This is a genomic window from Kaistella palustris DSM 21579 (assembly GCF_000422265.1).
GTDB classification, from domain to species: Bacteria; Bacteroidota; Bacteroidia; order Flavobacteriales; family Weeksellaceae; genus Kaistella; species Kaistella palustris.
The window spans coordinates 12,302-31,689 of record NZ_AULL01000013.1 but is presented as its reverse complement, the minus strand read 5'-3'; the positions used below and the strand labels follow the sequence as shown (position 1 = coordinate 31,689).

The window sequence follows — 19,388 nt, the reverse complement described above, 5'->3', positions numbered from 1 at the left end:
AACCTCATTCTGCCTTATGATCGATTCACCTTATTTTCCGTACGCGTTTGCACTTTTATTGGCAATCCCGTTTCTTATTTTCGCCCGGCAGTTTGTATATACCTACATAAAACTTAAAAATCAGGAAATAAAACTGCTGACAGTAAAAGGGAATTCCACCCAGCGTGTTCATGCTTATGAAAGGCTGACACTCTTTTTGGAACGCTTGAAACCCTCGAATCTTGTGCAGAAATTTGATCCGACGCTCGAAGCTCACGAATATATTTTTCTGCTGGAAAAAACCATTAATGAAGAGTTCGATTATAACGCCTCGCAGCAGCTGTATCTTACCAAAGATTCGTGGAAAAGGGTGGTGAACTGCAAAACATCGGTTTTGCACCTGATCCATAAAACCTATGAAAATCTAAGTGAAAATTCTACCCTGGCAGATTTTAAAACAGTCTTCCTGATGCACTATATGAATGATGCAGATTATATTTCCCAAACTATCGAAGTTTTAAGGAAAGAGAATTTAATTGTAAATTAAAAATGATAATGATACCAAATTTTAAAGCCCATCCCTGGCACGGAATTACCGCAGGTGAAGAGGTTCCTGAAGTTGTAAATGTTTTTGTGGAAATCGTACCGTCAGACACCATTAAGTATGAAGTTGATAAAGCCAGCGGTTACCTGAAGGTGGACCGTCCGCAGCAGTTCTCGAATATAATTCCCGCGCTTTACGGTTTTATCCCAAGAACTTATTGCCATGATGAAGTTTTGAAACTCGCGATAGAGAGCGGTGCGACCGATGTAAGTATGGGCGATCTGGATCCGCTGGATATCTGTGTTTTAAGCTCACATAACATTCACAACGGTGGTATGCTTATGGAAGCTTTGCCGATTGGCGGTTTCAAAATGATAGACAAAGGTGAAGCTGATGATAAAATTGTAGCCGTAATGAAAGGCGACCATGCGTTCGGCCATTTCCGCGATATTTCAGAACTTCCTCAGGCTGAAGTACAGCGTTTAATGCACTATTTCCTTACATACAAAAACTTACCCGATGAACCTGCAAAATGCAGGATTCAGGAAGTGTACGGCGCGGAACATGCCAAAAAAGTTATCGTGGCGTCACAGGAAGATTATGCCAATAAATTTGGAGGTTAAAATTAATCCGGATTCCAAAAGTTCAAGCAGATGTTTTTACATCTGCTTTTTGCATTTTTAGGGAAAAGTGACCTGCGTTTTAAAATAAAATTGTATTTTCGGCTAGCTTTATTTAACATTATTTAACATAAAACAGTAAACTATGACTTTATTTTATTTAATACCGCTCTTTGGTATTATCGCGTTGATCTACACCTTCGTGCAAAGTGCGTGGGTGAGCAAACAAAATGCAGGCAGTGAGCGAATGCGTGAAATCAGCGGCCACATTGCCGATGGTGCCATGGCCTTCCTGAAAGCGGAATACAGAATTATGATGTATTTCGTGGTCGTTGTCGCAATTTTGCTTGCCTTAATGGGTGCATCAAATGCAAACTCCCACTGGACTCTGGGGCTGTCGTTCATATTAGGTGCTATTCTTTCTGCGCTTGCAGGATTTATCGGCATGAAGATCGCGACCAAAGCCAATGTGCGGACTGCAGAAGCTGCCAAAACATCTTTATCGAAAGCCTTGAAAGTTTCATTTACCGGTGGATCCGTTATGGGAATGGGTGTGGCCGGTTTGGCGGTTTTGGGCTTAGGCGCTCTTTATTTAATTATCAAACAGATTTTCGCACCGGGTGCCGCAGTAGACTCGCATGAAATGGAAAGGACTATTGAAATCTTGACCGGCTTTTCTCTGGGGGCGGAATCCATTGCCCTGTTTGCCAGAGTTGGCGGTGGCATATATACCAAAGCGGCCGATGTTGGCGCTGACCTTGTCGGAAAAGTAGAAGCGGGAATTCCAGAAGACGATCCACGAAACCCTGCAACGATTGCAGATAACGTGGGTGATAATGTGGGCGACGTTGCCGGAATGGGTGCCGACCTTTTCGGATCATATGTAGCAACAGTTCTGGCGACCATGGTTTTGGGTAGAGAAACACTTTCCCACGATATGTTTGGCGGCTTTGCACCGATACTTTTACCTATGCTTATTGCCGGAACAGGAATCATTTATTCCATCATCGGAACTTTATTTGTAAAGATAGCTGAGCAAACCGAACTGGATACAGCGCCCGTGCAGAATGCACTAAACCTGGGCAACTGGGGCAGTATCGTACTTACAGCCATTTCTTCCTATTTCTTGGTTAATTATCTAATGCCTGATACAATGACTTTAAGAGGGCATGAGTTTACAAAAATGGGTGTCTTTGGTGCCATTATCGTTGGGCTGGTTGTAGGGACTTTAATGAGTATCATCACCGAATATTACACGGCGATGGGCAAGCGTCCCGTGAAAAGCATTATTAAGCAATCATCAACCGGTCATGCGACCAATATCATTGGCGGACTGTCTGTGGGGATGGAATCTACATTTTTACCGATCCTTGTTTTGGCAGGTGGAATTTACGGTTCCTATTTATGTGCCGGACTTTACGGTGTGGCGATTGCCGCGGCCGGAATGATGGCTACAACCGCTATGCAGCTTGCAATCGATGCGTTTGGACCTATCGCGGATAACGCCGGTGGAATTGCAGAAATGAGCGAACTTCCGAAAGAAGTGCGTGAAAGAACTGATATATTAGATGCAGTTGGAAATACCACCGCTGCCACCGGGAAAGGATTTGCAATCGCATCTGCTGCGTTAACAGCGCTGGCATTATTTGCCGCATTTGTTGGTATAGCGGGTATTGACGGCATCGACATTTACCGCGCCGATGTACTGGCCGGGTTGTTCGTTGGCGCTATGATTCCATTCATATTCTCCTCTTTGGCGATCAAAGCTGTCGGTCAGGCCGCAATGGCGATGGTGGAAGAAGTCCGCCGTCAGTTTCGTGAAATCCCCGGGATTCTGGAAGGTAAAGCCACACCGGAATACGAAAAGTGCGTCGCGATATCTACAGATGCATCTATTAAAAAGATGATGTTTCCGGGAGCAATTGCGTTGGTTTCACCTTTATTGATGGGCTTTATCTTTGGGCCTGAAGTGTTGGGCGGTTTCCTGGCAGGTGCTACAGTTTCGGGCGTGCTTATGGGTATGTTTCAGAACAATGCCGGTGGAGCCTGGGATAATGCGAAAAAATCATTTGAACAGGGCGCCGACATTAACGGAGAAAAATACTTCAAAGGTTCTGAGCCACACAAAGCTTCAGTAACAGGTGATACAGTAGGGGATCCTTTTAAAGATACTTCAGGACCATCAATGAACATTCTTATAAAATTAATGTCGATCGTATCACTGGTAATCGCGCCTACACTGGCCGTTTTACATAAAGATAAAATTGAAGAAAACCGCCGCGCAAAACTCGAATCTTTAAACAGAATGACCGGAATAACTACGGGTGCGGCAGTAATTTCAGGAATGAATGCGGGCACGCCGGCAGTTGCACAGGAAATCCACGGCACGCTTAATGCAGACGGGGATTATGTATATGACACCGGCGATATTCAGGAGGTCCGCCTTACAGACAAAAGTATTGCACTGGGCGAGAACAGTCAGCTTTACAGCCTTTACAATGGTGTGAAAATTCAGGATCAGAACGTTTTGAATAAAGACAGATGGTATACGCTTGAAAATTTATATTTCCAGAGTGGCAGCAGCGAGCTGAAGCCGGGTTCGGAAGAACCACTTACAAACCTTGCGGAAATTATGAATGCTTACCCGAGTATGAAAATTAAGCTTGGCGGTTACACCGATAACACCGGAAACCCCGACAGTAACTTGAAATTATCGAGCCTGCGCGCACAGACCGCGAGACTTAAATTACTTGAATTAGGAATTAATGGTGACAGGATCGAAGCCGAAGGTTATGGTTCGGAGTTCCCGGTTTGCGAAGCAAACGATACTGACGAATGCAAAGCGCAGAACCGAAGAATCGATGTACGGGTTTTAAATTTCTAAAATGCAATTATAAAAACCAATCCCGGCTGAAAAGTCGGGATTTTTTTTGCTTAAGCAAAAGTGTAATTAATTATCTTGAATGGCTTTTTAGCGCGATTTCAGACTGACTTCAATTTGTCCGTTTTGAGTGCGCACTTCGAACTGCGGTTGCTGCTCGGTTGCCGGGCCGTTGACCACTGTTCCGTCTTTTAAAGAGAACACCGAACCGTGCCACGGACATTTCACTGTTAGATCGTCGCGCAGTTCACCTTCGTCTAAAGGCCCACCGAGATGTGAACACGTGTTGGCAATCGCGAAAAGCGCCCCGTTTTTTCTGGCTAGCAAAACCTGGATGTCTGCGGCTTTTACCGCTTTCATTGAATTTTCCGGTAATTCACTTTCGGCCAACACAGGAACGAATTTTTTTGGATATTCCTCCGATGTTGCTGTATGATCCACACCGATCTGCTCTCCAAAAACCAGATGTCCGCCAAGATAAGCCGCGAGGGAAACAATTCCATATCCCGCCATAGACAACGCCAGACCGGTATTTCTGGTTTTCTTCTTATTACGCAGAACCAGTGACGTCGCGTACAGAGCGGTTCCGGTAAGGTTTAAAACACCGTGTAGTAGTCCGATTTTTCTTTTTTTTCCGTTGGTTCCTGTCCAGTCCGTTAAGCCTGTGACCGCTGCACCTACTGCGCCGGCAATCCCAATTACTACCGCGGCATCAGCACCTTTTTTATATTTACTGTTCCCGGCCAGTTCAATACTATCTAAAGCCGCCGCTACGCTCCACGCTCCAACCGGAATATCGGTAATCACGGGATGAAGCGGGTGACCGAGCCACGTGCCGTGCAGTATATTCTTGAGTTTTTGCCCCATTTCTCCACCTTCTTCAAAAGCCCCGATGATTACGGGCTGCAGTGCGGCACCGGCTTTTCCTAACCATTCCTGGTTCTCAACTAATTCAATAGCTCTGTTTTGACTCATAACTTTATTTTTATGATTAATGATTTAATGCTTTAACGAAACTTTAGTAAAAAGCAGTTCGAATGAGCATGTGATTTTCGGGCAGATCATAGAAAAATGAAAAACTGGAATTGTGTCTGCTACAAATCTGTTATCATTTTTTAAATGGTAGCATAAAACATACCTATTTAGTATTAAAGATGATATTTCCTCAAAAGAAAATGCAAAAGCACCACCCTGAATTTTAATAAGTTTTCTGCAGCTGGCATCCGGCAGAATTTTCTCACAGAAAAAAATTATTTCACAGGATAATTTTCCATCTTTTTTAGTTTCAAAAAATAGAATGAATTTTAAGTGGGTGATTACGATTTATTTAAGTATTTTTGCAGCCCGAAATAAAGACATGGTTGGTACTGGCTTTTAAGTATCGGGGTTCTTTAAAAAAAGAAAATATAATAGATGAAAAAACTTGGTGAACACAGAAAACTTCTGGGTGTTGATAAATCTGTAACTTTAAAAGAGTTAAAAACAATTTACAGGAACACAATGAAAGAGGCGCATCCGGATAAATTTATCAATGACGAAGCCGGCAGACTCGGTGCCGAGGAAAAAAGCAAATCGGTGATCGAAGCCTATCATTTTCTTGTCAGCATCAATCCGGAGACGCAGGAAAAATATAAGGAAGAATATGCTGAGACGATATCCAATTCGATAATCCAGGATTTTTATCTGGAAAAATCGATCCTGAAAGTGCAGCACTTCAACGGAAAAATGTACGAATATATCGGTGTTCCGAGGAATACTTATATAAAAATGGTCAATGCGGATTCGCCGAGCCGTTTCGCGCGCCGCCATATTTACGGCAATTTCACTTACAGAAAGTCGGGTGAAGCAGTCGTGGAGTAGTTAGTTTCAGGTGCTACTGTTCCCGCAGCAATGTCACCGTTTTTTCTTCCTGAGAACTTTTCATTGCGGTTTCTATAATTCTCATATTTCCTACAATTTCGGAAGCAGGCGAGGGTAGTGAACCGCCGAAAATAAGATGTTCGTAGATTTGAACGTAATAATCCATGTAATTTCCTGGCTCGCTTTGTTTTAAAATCCTTTCAGTGTCGCTGTTTTCATTCAGAAAGTTTAAAACAGCGTCAGGTTCAGTTAAGGGTTTAGTCCAGTTTTTATGAAATGTTGGAATGGCACCTGCAACAAGTTCGTCTTCCTGGGAGTCCGTCCGTTCCTGCAAAAAACTGCCTTTTTCACCATGCAGTATGTAAGCGTAATGTGCTTCTTTAGTAAAAACCGATGATTTCAGGCGCACGCGAAGATCGTTTCTGTAAAAAAGTATAAGCTCAAAATAGTCATTGGCAAACGCGTTACCTTTCATGGAAAACACATCTGCAAAAACTTTTTCGGGAAATCCGAAAAGTTGGGTTGCCTGATCAATCAGATGCGAGCCCAGGTCATGCAGCGCACCTGCACCCGGAAGATTCGGATTTTCTTTATGCTCTTTGGTTCCGGGTTCGGGACGAAACCTATCAAACCGGATTTCTACTTCCTTTAAAGTTCCCAACTTTCCACTTGCCAAAACCTGCTGAACCTGAAGGAAATCACGGTCGAAACGGCGGTTTTGGTATACGCTCAGGGACAGATTTTTTTCTTTGGCCAGTTGCACGAGTTTTTGCGCTTCGGCTGAAGTTACAGTAAAAGGTTTTTCTACGATTACATTTTTGCCTGATTCCAGCGCTTTCTTTACATAATCAAAATGAGTCTGAACAGGCGTATTTACGATGACGAGATCAATATCTGCGTGTTGCAGCATTTCTTCTACAGACCGGTAAATGGTAGCGTCAGGATATTTTTGCTGTGAATCGTTCTTTGATCTTTCTACGACTGCTGCGAGAAAAAATCCCGGATGCTCTTTCAAGAAAGGCGCATGAAAAACTTTACCACTCATCCCAAAGGCACACATACCTACTTTTATCAATTGCATAACATTAGTTTCAACAAATATATTGATAAAATATTTTCAACAATTAATTAGGTTGCAGCAAAACGCGGGGAAGAAGTAGTAGTAAGTTTCAAGCAAATCAGAAATGACATCTCTATAATCCAAATGAGCTTTTGCACCTGTATCTGCAAATATTGTTTGCCAAACATCATCAAAATTTTGACGCAATTCCTGGATTCCACAGGAAACGGAGCGGATCAAGGTTATACAAAGATTTTTGTGAAGTGGGTGAGGGATTGCCGGGAACAGCTGTTTGACCAGCTCAGAAGTCCTTCCGTATCGAAGGACCTCTGGTGATCTTTCTTTTGTGCACCGCAACCAACTACAAGAAGCAGAACGTAAAAGTGTTTCATCTCTTGTGTTTTGATGCCGTAAAATTGCGCGAACTTTCTGAATTGCGAAATACGTAGAATTACGTATATTTTAAAAAGATGCGCGCACCGAAAAAAAGGTGCGGACAGTCAGGTATTCTTCTATCTGTTCAAAAACGTTTTTTTATGATCCAAATGTCCTGAGGGAACCCTTTTCCGTTTTCCGGTTTTGTTTCAATATGCTCTAGAATTTCCGCATTATTAAATAATTTCTGCATAAAAGTTTTTGGATGGAATGCAGAGTAGGTGCGGTGTCCCTCCTTTACTTTTCCGCGAACAACCAATTCGTTATTTCGATAAGATTTTAATTCAGTGTCGGTCAGTTTTAGCATAAAATTATCGCCCTGTGTGGTAAGAAACATAATTCCGCCGGGTTTCAGCACGCGGTATAATTCGCCATACCAGTCATAATGCAGCTGTTCGGAAAGATGGGTGAAAATGGAAATTCCATAGATGACATCCATAAAATTGTCTTCATAGGGCAACGCAGCCTTCAAAGAATTGTTATTGAACTGAATACCTTTTAAATTTTTAGAACACCAGTCGATGGTATCCTTATTATAGTCGGTGCCAAAATATTCGCAACCGTTCCCCGCGATGTCGGGTAAATGTCGGATGATGCGGCCGGGTCCACAACCCCAATCCAGAATCCGCTTATCCTTCAGGTCGAGGTGTTTTTTGATATGATCTGTCAGCCATCTGGCGGTATCGGTTCCGCCGGTGTAATATTTTTGATAATTTAACTGGAAAGATTCGTATATAAGATAATCAGGAGGTAATTTAACGTTAGGATGGTTTCTTTTAAAGTCGCTGTTGACTTTACGGTTTTTAAATTTTTCCATATAATATCTTACCCAGTCCGTAAAATATATTAAGCCAAATCCGCGCAGTAGGTTTGAAATTTCCCCTTTTTTCATATTAGTGATCGATTCGATTGATGATCAAAGATAAGTTTAATTGTCGCGCAAAAAAAATTATATTTTGCCGTGGTAGCGCTTAATACAGTATTATTTACTCCCTCGAATTAAAACTATTTTAGAATTCATTCGGCTTTTTTAAGGAAAATTTTATTTTAAAGAGTGATCGTGGTATCGTTGATTCAGGCTTTTAGCAAAAAGTATTTTCTTTTTTTCAAAAAAAGAATCAACCACGTGGCAATGACAAAAGGTGCGGTTAGAGTGATAATCCCCGTCTTAGCCAGGACAGAATTTAACAGTGTAGAAAGTATAATCGCGGCAGTAATCCACCAAAAGTCTGCCCATTTTTTCCCGGAGAGCGCGATGGCACATAGTATAGCATTGTACCCCAGAAGTCCCGCATTAAGTGAAGTCAGCGGTTCCTGAAGCAGCCAGCCCGTCAAAGTTCCGAGTACGGCTGCGTAAACTGCATAAGCGGCGTTTAGTTTACTATTGATGAAAATGGCAAGCATGAAAATAATTCCCGTGACGGTATTTTCCTGAAACATTACCTGTCCGAAACTCTTGCCAAAAGCTGATTGTAAATGAAACTGCGGAACAACAGGCGATCCTGAACTCAGCAAGGGATATTCTACAATAAAAACCAGTAACAGAATGCAAAACCAGGTGACCAGAACAAATGGAGCGGTGAGCGGCGGCAGAATCCTTTTCAAATAATGCATTGAAACAGTTGATAAAACTGCGGCCACCAGCAGGGACAAAACCGAAATAAAGGAAACTCCGAAAAAACAGACCACAGCGAGTCCCGCCAAGGTTCCATTGAAACCATAAATTCCCTGCGAAATATCCTCTTTGGAATAACGGAAAACTATCGCCGCAATAGTGCTGACCAAGGTTCCCAAAAAAGCGGCAAGCCCAAATTGCCAGGAGTTGTAACAGATTCCGACCAGAAATAAAAGTCCGGACCATATATTATTTTGAAACATGACCTGCCCAACACCGCGAAGTAGAGATTCAATAATTTTCATTAATAAAAATCAACATAAGTTTGAATTACGGCCAAAGATAAGCAGTCTTTTAAATAAAAAGGCTGAGCGCGATGATTTTAGACTTTTAATTTCAAAGCCCATTTTTATTTGTAACCGATCTAATTTCTACAAAAATCTCGGAAATATGGCATTAAGAACTAATTGTTTTCTGATGTGACGATTGCAAAAACTCGCTTTGCGATGGTGAAAGTCATTAATAAATTATCAACATAACAAAAACTATGGTTTTCAACTAAATGATTCCCAAGGTTTAATATACTTCAGGTTCTGTCTTTAATGCAAACAGAAATCACTTTCGCCGCTCACAATGTTTTTACTGATTTTAGATTATCGGGTTTTTTAATACGCAAAAAAAATACGCATAGGATTTTTATCGGAAATTTTCCTTCAGTTGGCGGCTCATTCAGTTGGTTCCCAGAGCTGCACTTTATTACCATCACCGTCTAAGATATGCACAAATTTTCCGTATTCGGTTACTTCAATTTCATCTACAATGGTGACACCTTCTTTCTGCAGCTCGTCCACAAGTTCGTCCAACTTTTCAACGCGGTAATTGATCATGAATTCTTTGTCGAAATATTTGGAATCAGCGGAGAAGGGTGTCCATTGAGTTTCTGCTATTGCATTGCTGTCGGGACTTTCGAACCATTCAAATGTGGCGCCGTAAGGATTTGTTTTAAGCCCAAGATGCTTGTGATACCATTCTGTAGCGGCCTTTGGGTCTTTGGATTTAAAGAAAATCCCGCCTATGCCTATAACTTTTTTCATTGTATTATCTCTTTTTGTCGAGTATGATTTAAATGCAAAACCAAGGCAGAAAGTGGCTGTAAGCGCCAGGGCTGCAGGTATTTTTTTCATCATTACTTTTATCGTTGTAGTGTTGTAAATTATCGATAAACCGATCCGTGGCTATTCTGCGCTGTTTTGCCGAAAGTAAAAGTACGAAAATCTCCGTGTATATTTATAAGTAAGTTGAGCTGTAAATTTTTTCCTGCTGCTATAGAAGGTTGAAATACAACAATAAATATACTATAAAGACCGGAAATCCGCTTTCAATTATCCAAAGACCAGTTCAACGAGTTAGTTTCTAAAATTGAAGAAATTTCCGCCAAAATTAATGCGGCACGCGCACCTCGTACCGAAACTTATCTCAACAACAAGCAGTTCATGGAAATGCTCGACGTTTCCCTGCGGACAGCCCAAACCTGGCGCGATGAAGGAAAAATCACCTTTTCTCAGGTTGGCAACAAAATCTACTACAAATTGTCTGATGTAGAAAACTTCATCCAAAACTACCGCAACGCTGCATTTGCAAAGAAATAAATCTCAGCAGCAATCTTATCAATTGAAGAAAGCCCATGCATCCGCTTTGGGCTTTTTTCTAACCTCTCAATTGTCATTCTGAGCGAAACGAAGAATCTCAATCTAAAATCTAAAATTCATAATCTAAAATCTCCCCAAATGAAATCCACCATATTCAAAAACTTCAATGAAGTAGTCGAAAACAAAGACATCTTAAAAATCCTGGAAGATATCAAAACCGGAACCTACCGCAACGCCATCACTTACCTCCGAAAATCACAGGCAGATGACAAAAAAGAAGCTGCAGAAAGGGCCAAAAAAGCCCTTCCGGCATTCACTCCATCAGCAACATTCAAGGGCGGTAGAAAAATGGAATTCCTGACCAACTACAACGCATTAATAGTATTAGATATTGATAAAATAACACCTGGAAAATTATCGGAGTGCAGATCTGTTCTACAAAATAATCAATATGCTTTCGCATATTTCACAAGCCCATCTGGAAACGGATTGAAAATATTCGTTAAAGTTGAATGCAAAAAGGAGAACCACAAAGAAAGCTTCCTCAAATTGCAGGAGTATTTTGAAAAACTCTTATCCGTTGAAATCGACAAATCTGGAAAAGACATAACGAGACTTTGCTTCTTTTCCTATGATCCTGAAATGTTTCTGAACGAAAACGCTACTGTCTTTGCGAGCGCAGCGAAGCAATCCTTAAATGAAAGTTCAGGTCAAAATGCGGATTCTGTATGTCATTCCGAGCGCCGCGACGGAACCTCCTGCGAAGCAGGTAAAACCGGCCAAGGAATCTCAAAACATCAAAGTAATCTGCAAGCGGATTACGATGTTTTGTACGCTCACTGCGTGAGCTTCACAGAAAAAAAAGAATCATTTGTGGACGGTAACCGAAACAATTTCGTATTCCAACTGTCTAACAATCTCAACAGAAAAGGAGTTCCCGAATCCCTTGCATTGGGCTATATTTTAGTCGATTACGACTACAACACACAGGAAGTCATGACAGCAGTAAAAAGTGCATATAATAATATCTCCGAGTTCGCAACGGACAATTTCAATCCACAAAATAAATCTGTGACATCCGTGAAATCTGTGAGCATAAAGAAAAATTCAGGTAAGTCATCCGCGACAGACACCCTTGCGCTGAGCGTTGTTGAAGCGGACGAGGAAGAACCCGCCCAAATTGATAAACTCGAAAACTTTTTAAACAACAGATACAAGTTCCGCTACAATGAAGTCCTGGGAAAACTCGAATACCGCAGACTAAACGGAAAGGTCTGGAAGTACATCACCGACTTTAAAGAAAACTCAATTCTGCGGGAAATACAGAAAGCAAAAGTCCGCTGCAGCATCAATTCCCTCCGGAACCTGCTGCATTCAGATTTCTGTGAAACCTACGATCCTTTTAAAGATTATTTCGAAAATTTGGCTGAATATACGGGCGAAAAAGACCACATCGAAGAACTTGCTTTAAAGCTGCTCGTCTTCGTTCACGACCATTTAGTTGCTGCTGCAGGTGGTTCCCTGATTTCCGAATATGCAAAAAAAATAACCTCTTGGGAAAAACTGAAAACCGAAAAATACAGCTTGAATGATACGGCCCTGGATGATTATCTGATTTCAATGCAGGAGTCTCTTGATCGGGAAAATGAAAAGGAAGCAGATGAGAATGATGGCACCGATGATCTGATCATAATGAGCGAAATCAGCAAACTGGGCGTTAAATTCTTTGACGGACTGCGAAATATCCATTCATCCCATGAAGAACTTTTCTCAAAGTTTAGGGTTGATGCAACCGGATTAATTTCCATTGTAGCACAAATGAAACACAATAAGCCCCTGAATAGTGGACACTTCAGATCAGCAAGGCGCGTTTTCAGACTGATTGCAGACAAACCTTCAGTTGTTGAAGAAGCTTTAAATAATTCAAAACTCGAAAATCAGGAAGCAGTGGATTTTAAAGGTCTTCATGACAGGGTAAAACCATTCCTTATTGAAAACTGGAAACGGATTGAAGCTTTCCAGAACACAAAAAATATATTTGATTATAAAGAATTTAATAACGTTAAAACTGTTTATGCAGCACTAATCAGTCCCTCGAAAAAAGTAAACCAACAGTCCCTCTTAAAAGCTTACGACTCATTGCAGAAGTTGGGTAGGTTCGGTTTGAAGGTTTAATATGGTATTATTAAATGCAAGATATCTAACGAATTGCCTTTGTAATTTTTGCCGGCGGCGATTTACTGTCTCAAGCGTTACATTTTTAATATGAAATTAAATACATTTTAGAGTTTGCTTAGAAAATTTTATTAATTTTAACGTTTCATTAAGAATTATTAAATTAACTGTGGGTAACTTGAAACAATTATTGTCCCACTAGCATACAAAACTGAACGTAATTAAGCAGATAATTTAACAATTATGAAAAGAATCATAAAATTTAGTTTAGGATTAATACTATTGACTAGTCTTACTAATTATAACGAAGTCGGGGCTAAAAACCGGTCATTAATTGTGGAGGAAGCAGCAACTTGTTATGGTCATAGCAATTGCAAAGCATGTAAAACATGTAATTATTGCAAACATTGCAACAAGGGGGGAAAATGTAGCGTATGTAAATAAAAAAATAACATAAAATAATTATCAAAAACATCTTATATGAAAATTAAAGCTACAGATTTATTCTTGGCAATTCTTGCCCTAATGTTAATTGGTGTCAGTTTTTGGCAGACTTGGCTCGGTCTCAGCCAAATATTTGGAGGAGCTTCATTTATAATCGCCCTAGTATTATCCTTGCTTCTCCTTTTTTTGATTTGGATGCTGAGACAGGCTAAAATCGAAGGCAGAAATACTACAGGACTCATTCTGATGTACCTCTTTATTGCATCCTTTTGTTTTATCGCAAATTTCAATGCCTTGTATACTAGGTTTATGAAAACAGAAATCTATTCAACGGAACTTAAGAAAGTTAATGATCAAATGAACTCTCTGCAGGCAGATGTTGATAGCAGGTTAACTTATAGTGTTGACGCAAAGACCAGACAGGAAATATTGGGAGATACCAATCAGTTAATGATTCAGATACAGGATCCTGCAAACTTAGGTATTGGCCCCGAAGCACGGACTATCATCAGTAGAATAGAAAAAAGACTTGGTAAATCTATTACTCCGCTAACACCTGTCAGTCAGACTCCTTCAGGGTATAGAGATCTTGCAGAAAGAATGGGGCAACAAATTGTAGATATGTTGGAGGTATTAAATCCTGATGAGAAAAAACTAAAAACTGATTTGGATGCTGCAGTACTGAAATGGAATAAAAAAACGCAACAGCTGATCGCTCAGTCGCCAGATATTATTAATACTACAGCAGTTGGAATGATTGATGAAATTGTATTGGACTACAATAAGTTGGGTAACAGGGCAGAAACTACTTTAGGTTCGACCAAATATGATTTTGAACCCACAAAATCTACCGCTCAGGATGTAGGTAAAATTGGATATGCTTTTCGACATGCAATAGATAATTTCGGAATGTACCAGTTTGTAGTGTTGATGGGATGTATTTTATTGGATTTTGGCATCATGATTATTGTTCTTTTGGTAACTGAACAAGGTGGTGGTTCGAAGACCAGCAGGAGTAGTGAAGGCATTTTCGGCCCGCAACGAAGAAGTAAAACCTTATTAGACTAAGTAATATGAGTGAAGATTTAAAACCATTGTCTTTTAACGACAATTACAACGATCATCTTAAACCTCTGTCTTTCGATGACCATTCTACAGATGAGTTAAAACCATTGTCTTTTAAGAATGATGAAAGCGAAGAACTACAACCACTGTCCAGCTTTAGTTCAAGTAAAGTCGAATCCACGTCGGGCGATGATTTTGTTCCAATTCAAGGTGGCACAAAGGTAGTAGATATAAAGAATAAGAATAGTAACTATGTATTTTTTTTTGGCACTGGGCAATCAGGAAAGTCAGTTATTCTTTCCTCAATGCTTTATGCGTTACGTACTAAATTTGGTGTAATTCGTCCGCAGACTGGAACACCAAACAGTCGCGAAGCAATGGTACTATTATCAGATTTTTTTGAAAATATTCGTAAGGGTATTCTGCCCGAACGTACGGTCAGGGACCAGGTGACTCGCATGGATTTGGTTTTTGAACCAAACAATAAGTCAAAAAAAGTGAATCCAATAAATTTAACTTTCCTGGAAGCATCAGGCGAAAATCATAATGAAATTAGAAGAGGCGGCAACTATCATGGTAGTATAGCACAATACCTAAAAGCAGATATTCCTGTCACGTTTATTCTGGTAACTGGATATGATGCTGCACATAGAGAAGACACTTTGCTAAACGAATTTTTATATTTATTGGAGCATGAAGGAAAAAATTTACAAAATATTAATTTGGTTTTGGTAGTTTCCAAATGGGATAAATCTGGTAGTCAACAACCTTCGTCTGAAGAACTAGATTACTTTATAAAGGAAAGACTCCCAATGACTTACCAGTTTTTAGAAACTAACGGCCTTGCAAAAACTTACTATACGATAGGTCAATTAGATGATAATAGCGGTAAAGATAAAATTAGCTCACTGAATCTTGATTCTGCAGAAATACTCTCTAAGTGGTTATATAAAAGTATATCCGGAGTACGGTTAGATTATGAAGGCAGTATGTTGGAACAGTTACGGTGGTCTTTAGGATTAAAACAGAATATTAATGGCAGATAATATATCGGTAAGTATATTTGGAACTTTTGGGAATCCAAATGGTTTTACACAATCAATTGCGGGCAGCATCACTGGGGTGAAAAAATATGACCTTAATCCAACTGCAATCCAACTTTTTGAATCGACAAAAGAGCTCTATGCTATTAGGAAAGAACTGATGGGTTCAGCTCCAGTAATTTCACTTATTAAATATTCTTATGCCTCTGAGCAGGGTTCGTCGCGGGGAGGAACATTTGTGGGAGCTTCAATTATTTTTGCAAATGGCATTGCGGACTTTAATTCCTCTCTATCTGTTTTAGATAATCTTCATAAAAATCTTATTTCGAATAAAGCGAATTTACAAGATGGTGTAATAATAGTCAAGCATGCCAACGAATTTAAGATTAAGAATGTTGATACTACAAAACTTTTTACAAATGTAGATTCTATATCAGACATTGATTTTTTGCAGAAAGGAAAAAATCTTGTTGTTTATACTTTATTAAAAAAAATTCAGACAATTATTGCTAATTCTTTAGATTTACTGAGTGCATATGATACCATTTATTTCACTGATGATGTAAATGTCGCTAACTATGTACAAAAAAAGGGACTTTATGAGCTTGTAACAGAAAGTGAAAAAATAAAAGAGCTATCTGAAAAAATAAATTCTAATGAAGATCTAAAAATTAAGAAGCAGAGGGCTGTTTTAGAAAAACTCTATAAGGACATTGAAAGCGTTAATTTAGATAAAGGTGTATTTGTCAAAAATTTCCAGGAAATTCTTGAGAAGAATAAAGAAATACATGAGAAAAATGCTCAGAAAATTATCGACGATGAAAATAAAGTAAAAGTATATTCATCTTCTTTTGATAATCAGGTTATGCACTTGAAGCAGCTTTCTGAAAAACTGGATGGAAAACAATTAAAGCAGTCCGAAAGATTACGAATTGAAAAGGAAATTGGAGAAACCTATGCAGCCTTTGAAAGAGAAAGAAGAACTTTCTCAGAGCCCACCAGATTGGATTCATTTCCTGAACCAAGAAGGATCATAGCAGAAACTTCTAGGCATACATTTTCGGATACTTGGAAGGATGACAATGATGCTAAATATAAACGAAAAGAAAATTTAAAAGGTTTTACGTCCAAAGAAGTATTAGTAATATTTAGCGTTGTTGCCATCTTAGGTTTAGCAGGTTTTGCGACTTGGTATTTTTTATTTAGTAATAAAAGTGCGTATCAGTCAGCAAATTCCTTAGATTATACGTCTGCACCAAATGAAATGTCTTCTTGGAATGACTCAACAGCAATTATTACACTGATTCCAGAGCCTTCAGGAGTTTTAAGTTTTGATGACACGAAGAAAACTGTTGAAAAACAGTTTCCAAATGAAAAACTTCCAATTCCTATTGATTCGGTAGTTTATAGAATTTTCAAAGCCAACCCTTCTGATATAGGTAAGCCATATTTCGGAAAGGAAAAGGAATATGCTGATCTTCTTATACAACAAAATCCAAATCATTTTGACGTGGATAAAAAAATGATCAGAACTGATAATCTTCAGATACCAACGTATAATGAGAAAAAGAAGCTGACATCCTCTTCATCTTCTTTACCAAATACTACTGAAATAGATGAAGGACATACTTCAGATAGAATTCAACATCCATCAATTAATGAAAAGACAACTGATAAACCTAGTACTCTTAATAATCTTAAGTAGCTGCAAACATCCTGATGCTGATTCGTTGTCAAATAAAAACAGTAATCCGGTGATAGAGAAAAGTCTTTCTGTTATTTCTCCCGAAGACATTCAACTTGCTGCCAGCGATTCTGTTCTTTACAAACCTCCAAAAATTCCAACTGTACTGGAAGCAAATGAAGAAGAAAACGCATTACCAATGGACAGGAAAGACGGAGTTACCTATGTTTGGATTGAGGTAAATGGAATTCCGCTTAAGTTTATTTTTGATACGGGGGCAAGTTCAATATTTATATCTCCTGCAGAAGCGGTGATTTTGGTTAAGCAGGGAACTTTAGAGGAAAGCGATATTATTGGAGTAGAAAAATACCAGGATGCAACCGGTGGCATCTCTGAAGGTACTGTCATTAATTTAAAAGAAGTGAAAATGGGTAACAAAATTTTGCGAAATATTAAAGCAAGTGTTTCCGATAACATTCAGTCTCCCTTGCTCTTAGGTCAATCTGCATTGGAACAGTTTGGAAGTATTGAGATTGATAATAAGAATGACAGGTTAATATTGCGGTAATACTTTTATAAGATTTTTTTTCTTTAACGAATCATTTTAAATAAATTACTTTAGCAAATTTCGCTATTGAAATAAAATATATACTTTACCTTATCCAAGATAAGTTGGATACAATGAAAAAACTGTTTACGTGGTAAATGTAACAGTAAAATTAAATACAGTACGTATAGGAGATGGCGATTCCACCCATGATCTTTATGATGAGTTTCATCTAAATATTTCTTTTGCACATATTGATGCTCCCAAAAGAAAACAGGAATTTGGAAAAGTTACATAACAAAAAGTGACAGATTTATGTTATTAGAAAACTGTTACATTTGTTAGAAAGGGAAAAAAAAGCACTTATCATCGTTAAAGAAATATTGCTGAAATTTTTCTTTAACATGACGCTAATGTAAACATATAGAGGGTTTCGGAAGGTTTTATAGGGCTTTATATTAAATATTTCCTGAGATATGAGCTATGATGAATTATGAAATGATGGTAGGAATAAAAAAAGAGGTTTTCGGAAGGAACAAAATCCAGTTGCTCCATAGAATCACAAGTACAGTCCTCTTAGTACTTCTGCACATTTTTAAAATACTTTGATATATATTTTTAAAGGTAGTTTTTACTAATGAGATTTTAGTAACCCCGCTCTGCCGCAGCAAATAACATAATTGCAATTATACGCACCTGCCCGCGCTACAACGTTGCCCTCCATTCCGCACACCAGCGCTAAGCCTGTCCGAGTGCTGCGTTACGTGCAATCCCAGCACCATAGTGCCTATAATTGAAAATTATGTTAAATGCTTTCCTTGCAACGGGCAAAGCCCTTTTGCGCCACCGCTTTCCAGCCGCCCGGGCAATTATAATTTAGAAGATTATTTCCCCACTCGAAGACCTTCAAATCCCCGCCACCCTTTCAATGGATGCACAAAAAATGGTGCAGAAGATTTCCGCATTAGCCAGTTCGTCCAGCACACCGCTACTGCAGCATGTTTATCTTTGTTGTCATAGGTCTGCATGCAGTAGCGGTGCGCTTCCGTCACCGCGCACAGCCGTATTCCGGTCCGGAAAAAATTACTTTCCCCCCACCATTATTTTCAGCACACACCAAAAACACTTCGTTTTCATCGGCTGGGATTTTCAGTGTGTTTTCGGCGCGTGCTGAAAATGCCCGGACTAAGCAATTTTCCCCGTCCCTCCATACCGCTGTCTTTCCCACCGCCTGTTACCATTCCCGCTTTTGTTTACATACATCGCAAATACGACATTCTTTTAAGCACCATTTTTGTGCGGCTTGTTTCCCCCGTTTTGCCTCCGCTTTCCCATGTTCCTCCAGCACATAGCCGGCATCCCCAATCCGGTCACTGAGCGAAGTCGAAGTGCTGCCGTCTATGCGCTTCCCTCACCGCACGCAGCCGTATGCCGGTACAGTCTTATTTATCCATTTCCCTTTACTTCATATCGGTCCCTGAGCCTGTCGAAGGGTGCCGTCATACCGCTGCCTTTCCCCTCGCTCGCCACCGCCCGCGGATTCCCGCCCGAAATAAAGTGCCCTCTTTTTAAGCAAATGTTTTTAATCCTGTTCCAAAGATTTCGATGCAGAAAAAAAATAAAAAAAAGAAAGTAAAGGTATACCGTCGGGAAAATGCCCTGACAATATCAAGCCCTGCCGGGTTTTTTGCAAAAAATATCGCCGTTTGAAAATGTACGTCCATATTTTTTGCAAAAAAATATTGCATCGCATTTTCCCTCCAGAAGGGTATAGCACTTTCTTTTTT

Annotated in this window: 15 protein-coding genes; 10 read left to right on the top strand and 5 right to left on the bottom strand. The window is 39.7% G+C overall.

Annotated elements, in window-relative coordinates; all coding sequences use genetic code 11:
- Positions 1-16 precede the first annotated feature (16 nt).
- From H562_RS0103505 to H562_RS0103495, 3 genes are all read left to right on the top strand, one after another.
- Positions 17-526 (top strand): DUF7935 family protein, encoded by a 510-nt coding sequence (locus H562_RS0103505; RefSeq protein ID WP_027376232.1) that lies wholly within the window; start codon positions 17-19, stop codon positions 524-526.
- 8 nt (positions 527-534) lie between these two features.
- Positions 535-1,146, top strand: a complete 612-nt coding sequence (locus H562_RS0103500; protein WP_027376231.1) for an inorganic pyrophosphatase — start codon at positions 535-537, stop codon at positions 1,144-1,146.
- A 142-nt stretch (positions 1,147-1,288) separates the two neighbouring features.
- Positions 1,289-4,027: a sodium-translocating pyrophosphatase gene (locus tag H562_RS0103495; RefSeq protein WP_027376230.1), complete on the top strand. Its 2,739-nt coding sequence runs from the start codon at positions 1,289-1,291 to the stop codon at positions 4,025-4,027.
- Between the two features lie 87 nt (positions 4,028-4,114).
- On the opposite strand, the gene H562_RS0103490 is transcribed toward H562_RS0103495, so the two are convergent.
- Positions 4,115-4,999, bottom strand: coding sequence for a Rieske 2Fe-2S domain-containing protein (locus H562_RS0103490; protein ID WP_051190380.1), 885 nt, complete (start codon positions 4,997-4,999; stop codon positions 4,115-4,117).
- A gap of 438 nt (positions 5,000-5,437) precedes the next feature.
- On the opposite strand from H562_RS0103490, the gene H562_RS0103485 reads away from it, so the two are divergent.
- Positions 5,438-5,884, top strand: a complete 447-nt coding sequence (locus H562_RS0103485) for a KTSC domain-containing protein (RefSeq protein ID WP_027376228.1) — start codon at positions 5,438-5,440, stop codon at positions 5,882-5,884.
- 13 nt (positions 5,885-5,897) lie between these two features.
- On the opposite strand, the gene H562_RS0103480 is transcribed toward H562_RS0103485, so the two are convergent.
- From H562_RS0103480 to H562_RS0103460, 4 genes are all read right to left on the bottom strand, one after another.
- On the bottom strand, positions 5,898-6,965 hold the full coding sequence (locus H562_RS0103480; protein ID WP_027376227.1) for a Gfo/Idh/MocA family oxidoreductase: 1,068 nt from the start codon (positions 6,963-6,965) through the stop codon (positions 5,898-5,900).
- Positions 6,966-7,464: 499 nt separating this feature from the next.
- Positions 7,465-8,196: a class I SAM-dependent methyltransferase gene (locus tag H562_RS0103470; RefSeq protein WP_233701970.1), complete on the bottom strand. Its 732-nt coding sequence runs from the start codon at positions 8,194-8,196 to the stop codon at positions 7,465-7,467.
- Between the two features lie 257 nt (positions 8,197-8,453).
- Entirely contained in the window at positions 8,454-9,299 is an 846-nt protein-coding gene (locus tag H562_RS0103465) for an urea transporter (protein ID WP_027376225.1), read from the bottom strand.
- 420 nt (positions 9,300-9,719) lie between these two features.
- Positions 9,720-10,088, bottom strand: a complete 369-nt coding sequence (locus tag H562_RS0103460; protein WP_027376224.1) for a VOC family protein — start codon at positions 10,086-10,088, stop codon at positions 9,720-9,722.
- Between the two features lie 276 nt (positions 10,089-10,364).
- On the opposite strand from H562_RS0103460, the gene H562_RS15765 reads away from it, so the two are divergent.
- The 6 genes from H562_RS15765 to H562_RS14590 all read left to right on the top strand — a co-directional run bounded on the left by H562_RS15765 (position 10,365) and on the right by H562_RS14590 (position 17,622).
- Entirely contained in the window at positions 10,365-10,643 is a 279-nt protein-coding gene (locus tag H562_RS15765; protein ID WP_084466320.1) for a helix-turn-helix domain-containing protein, read from the top strand.
- A gap of 138 nt (positions 10,644-10,781) precedes the next feature.
- Positions 10,782-12,818: a BT4734/BF3469 family protein gene (locus H562_RS14595; protein ID WP_051190379.1), complete on the top strand. Its 2,037-nt coding sequence runs from the start codon at positions 10,782-10,784 to the stop codon at positions 12,816-12,818.
- Positions 12,819-13,298: 480 nt separating this feature from the next.
- Complete coding sequence (locus H562_RS0103445) at positions 13,299-14,330, top strand: hypothetical protein (protein ID WP_027376222.1); 1,032 nt, start codon at positions 13,299-13,301, stop codon at positions 14,328-14,330.
- 5 nt (positions 14,331-14,335) lie between these two features.
- The gene (locus H562_RS0103440; RefSeq protein ID WP_027376221.1) at positions 14,336-15,373 is read left to right on the top strand and encodes a hypothetical protein; all 1,038 of its coding nucleotides are present in this window, start codon (positions 14,336-14,338) and stop codon (positions 15,371-15,373) included.
- The gene (locus H562_RS0103435; protein ID WP_027376220.1) at positions 15,363-17,075 is read left to right on the top strand and encodes a hypothetical protein; all 1,713 of its coding nucleotides are present in this window, start codon (positions 15,363-15,365) and stop codon (positions 17,073-17,075) included. The genes H562_RS0103440 and H562_RS0103435 overlap by 11 nt, the downstream gene beginning before the upstream one ends.
- Positions 17,029-17,622, top strand: a complete 594-nt coding sequence (locus H562_RS14590) for a retropepsin-like aspartic protease family protein (protein WP_169463254.1) — start codon at positions 17,029-17,031, stop codon at positions 17,620-17,622. Before H562_RS0103435 ends, H562_RS14590 begins: the two co-directional genes overlap by 47 nt.
- The last annotated feature ends 1,766 nt before the right edge of the window (positions 17,623-19,388 follow it).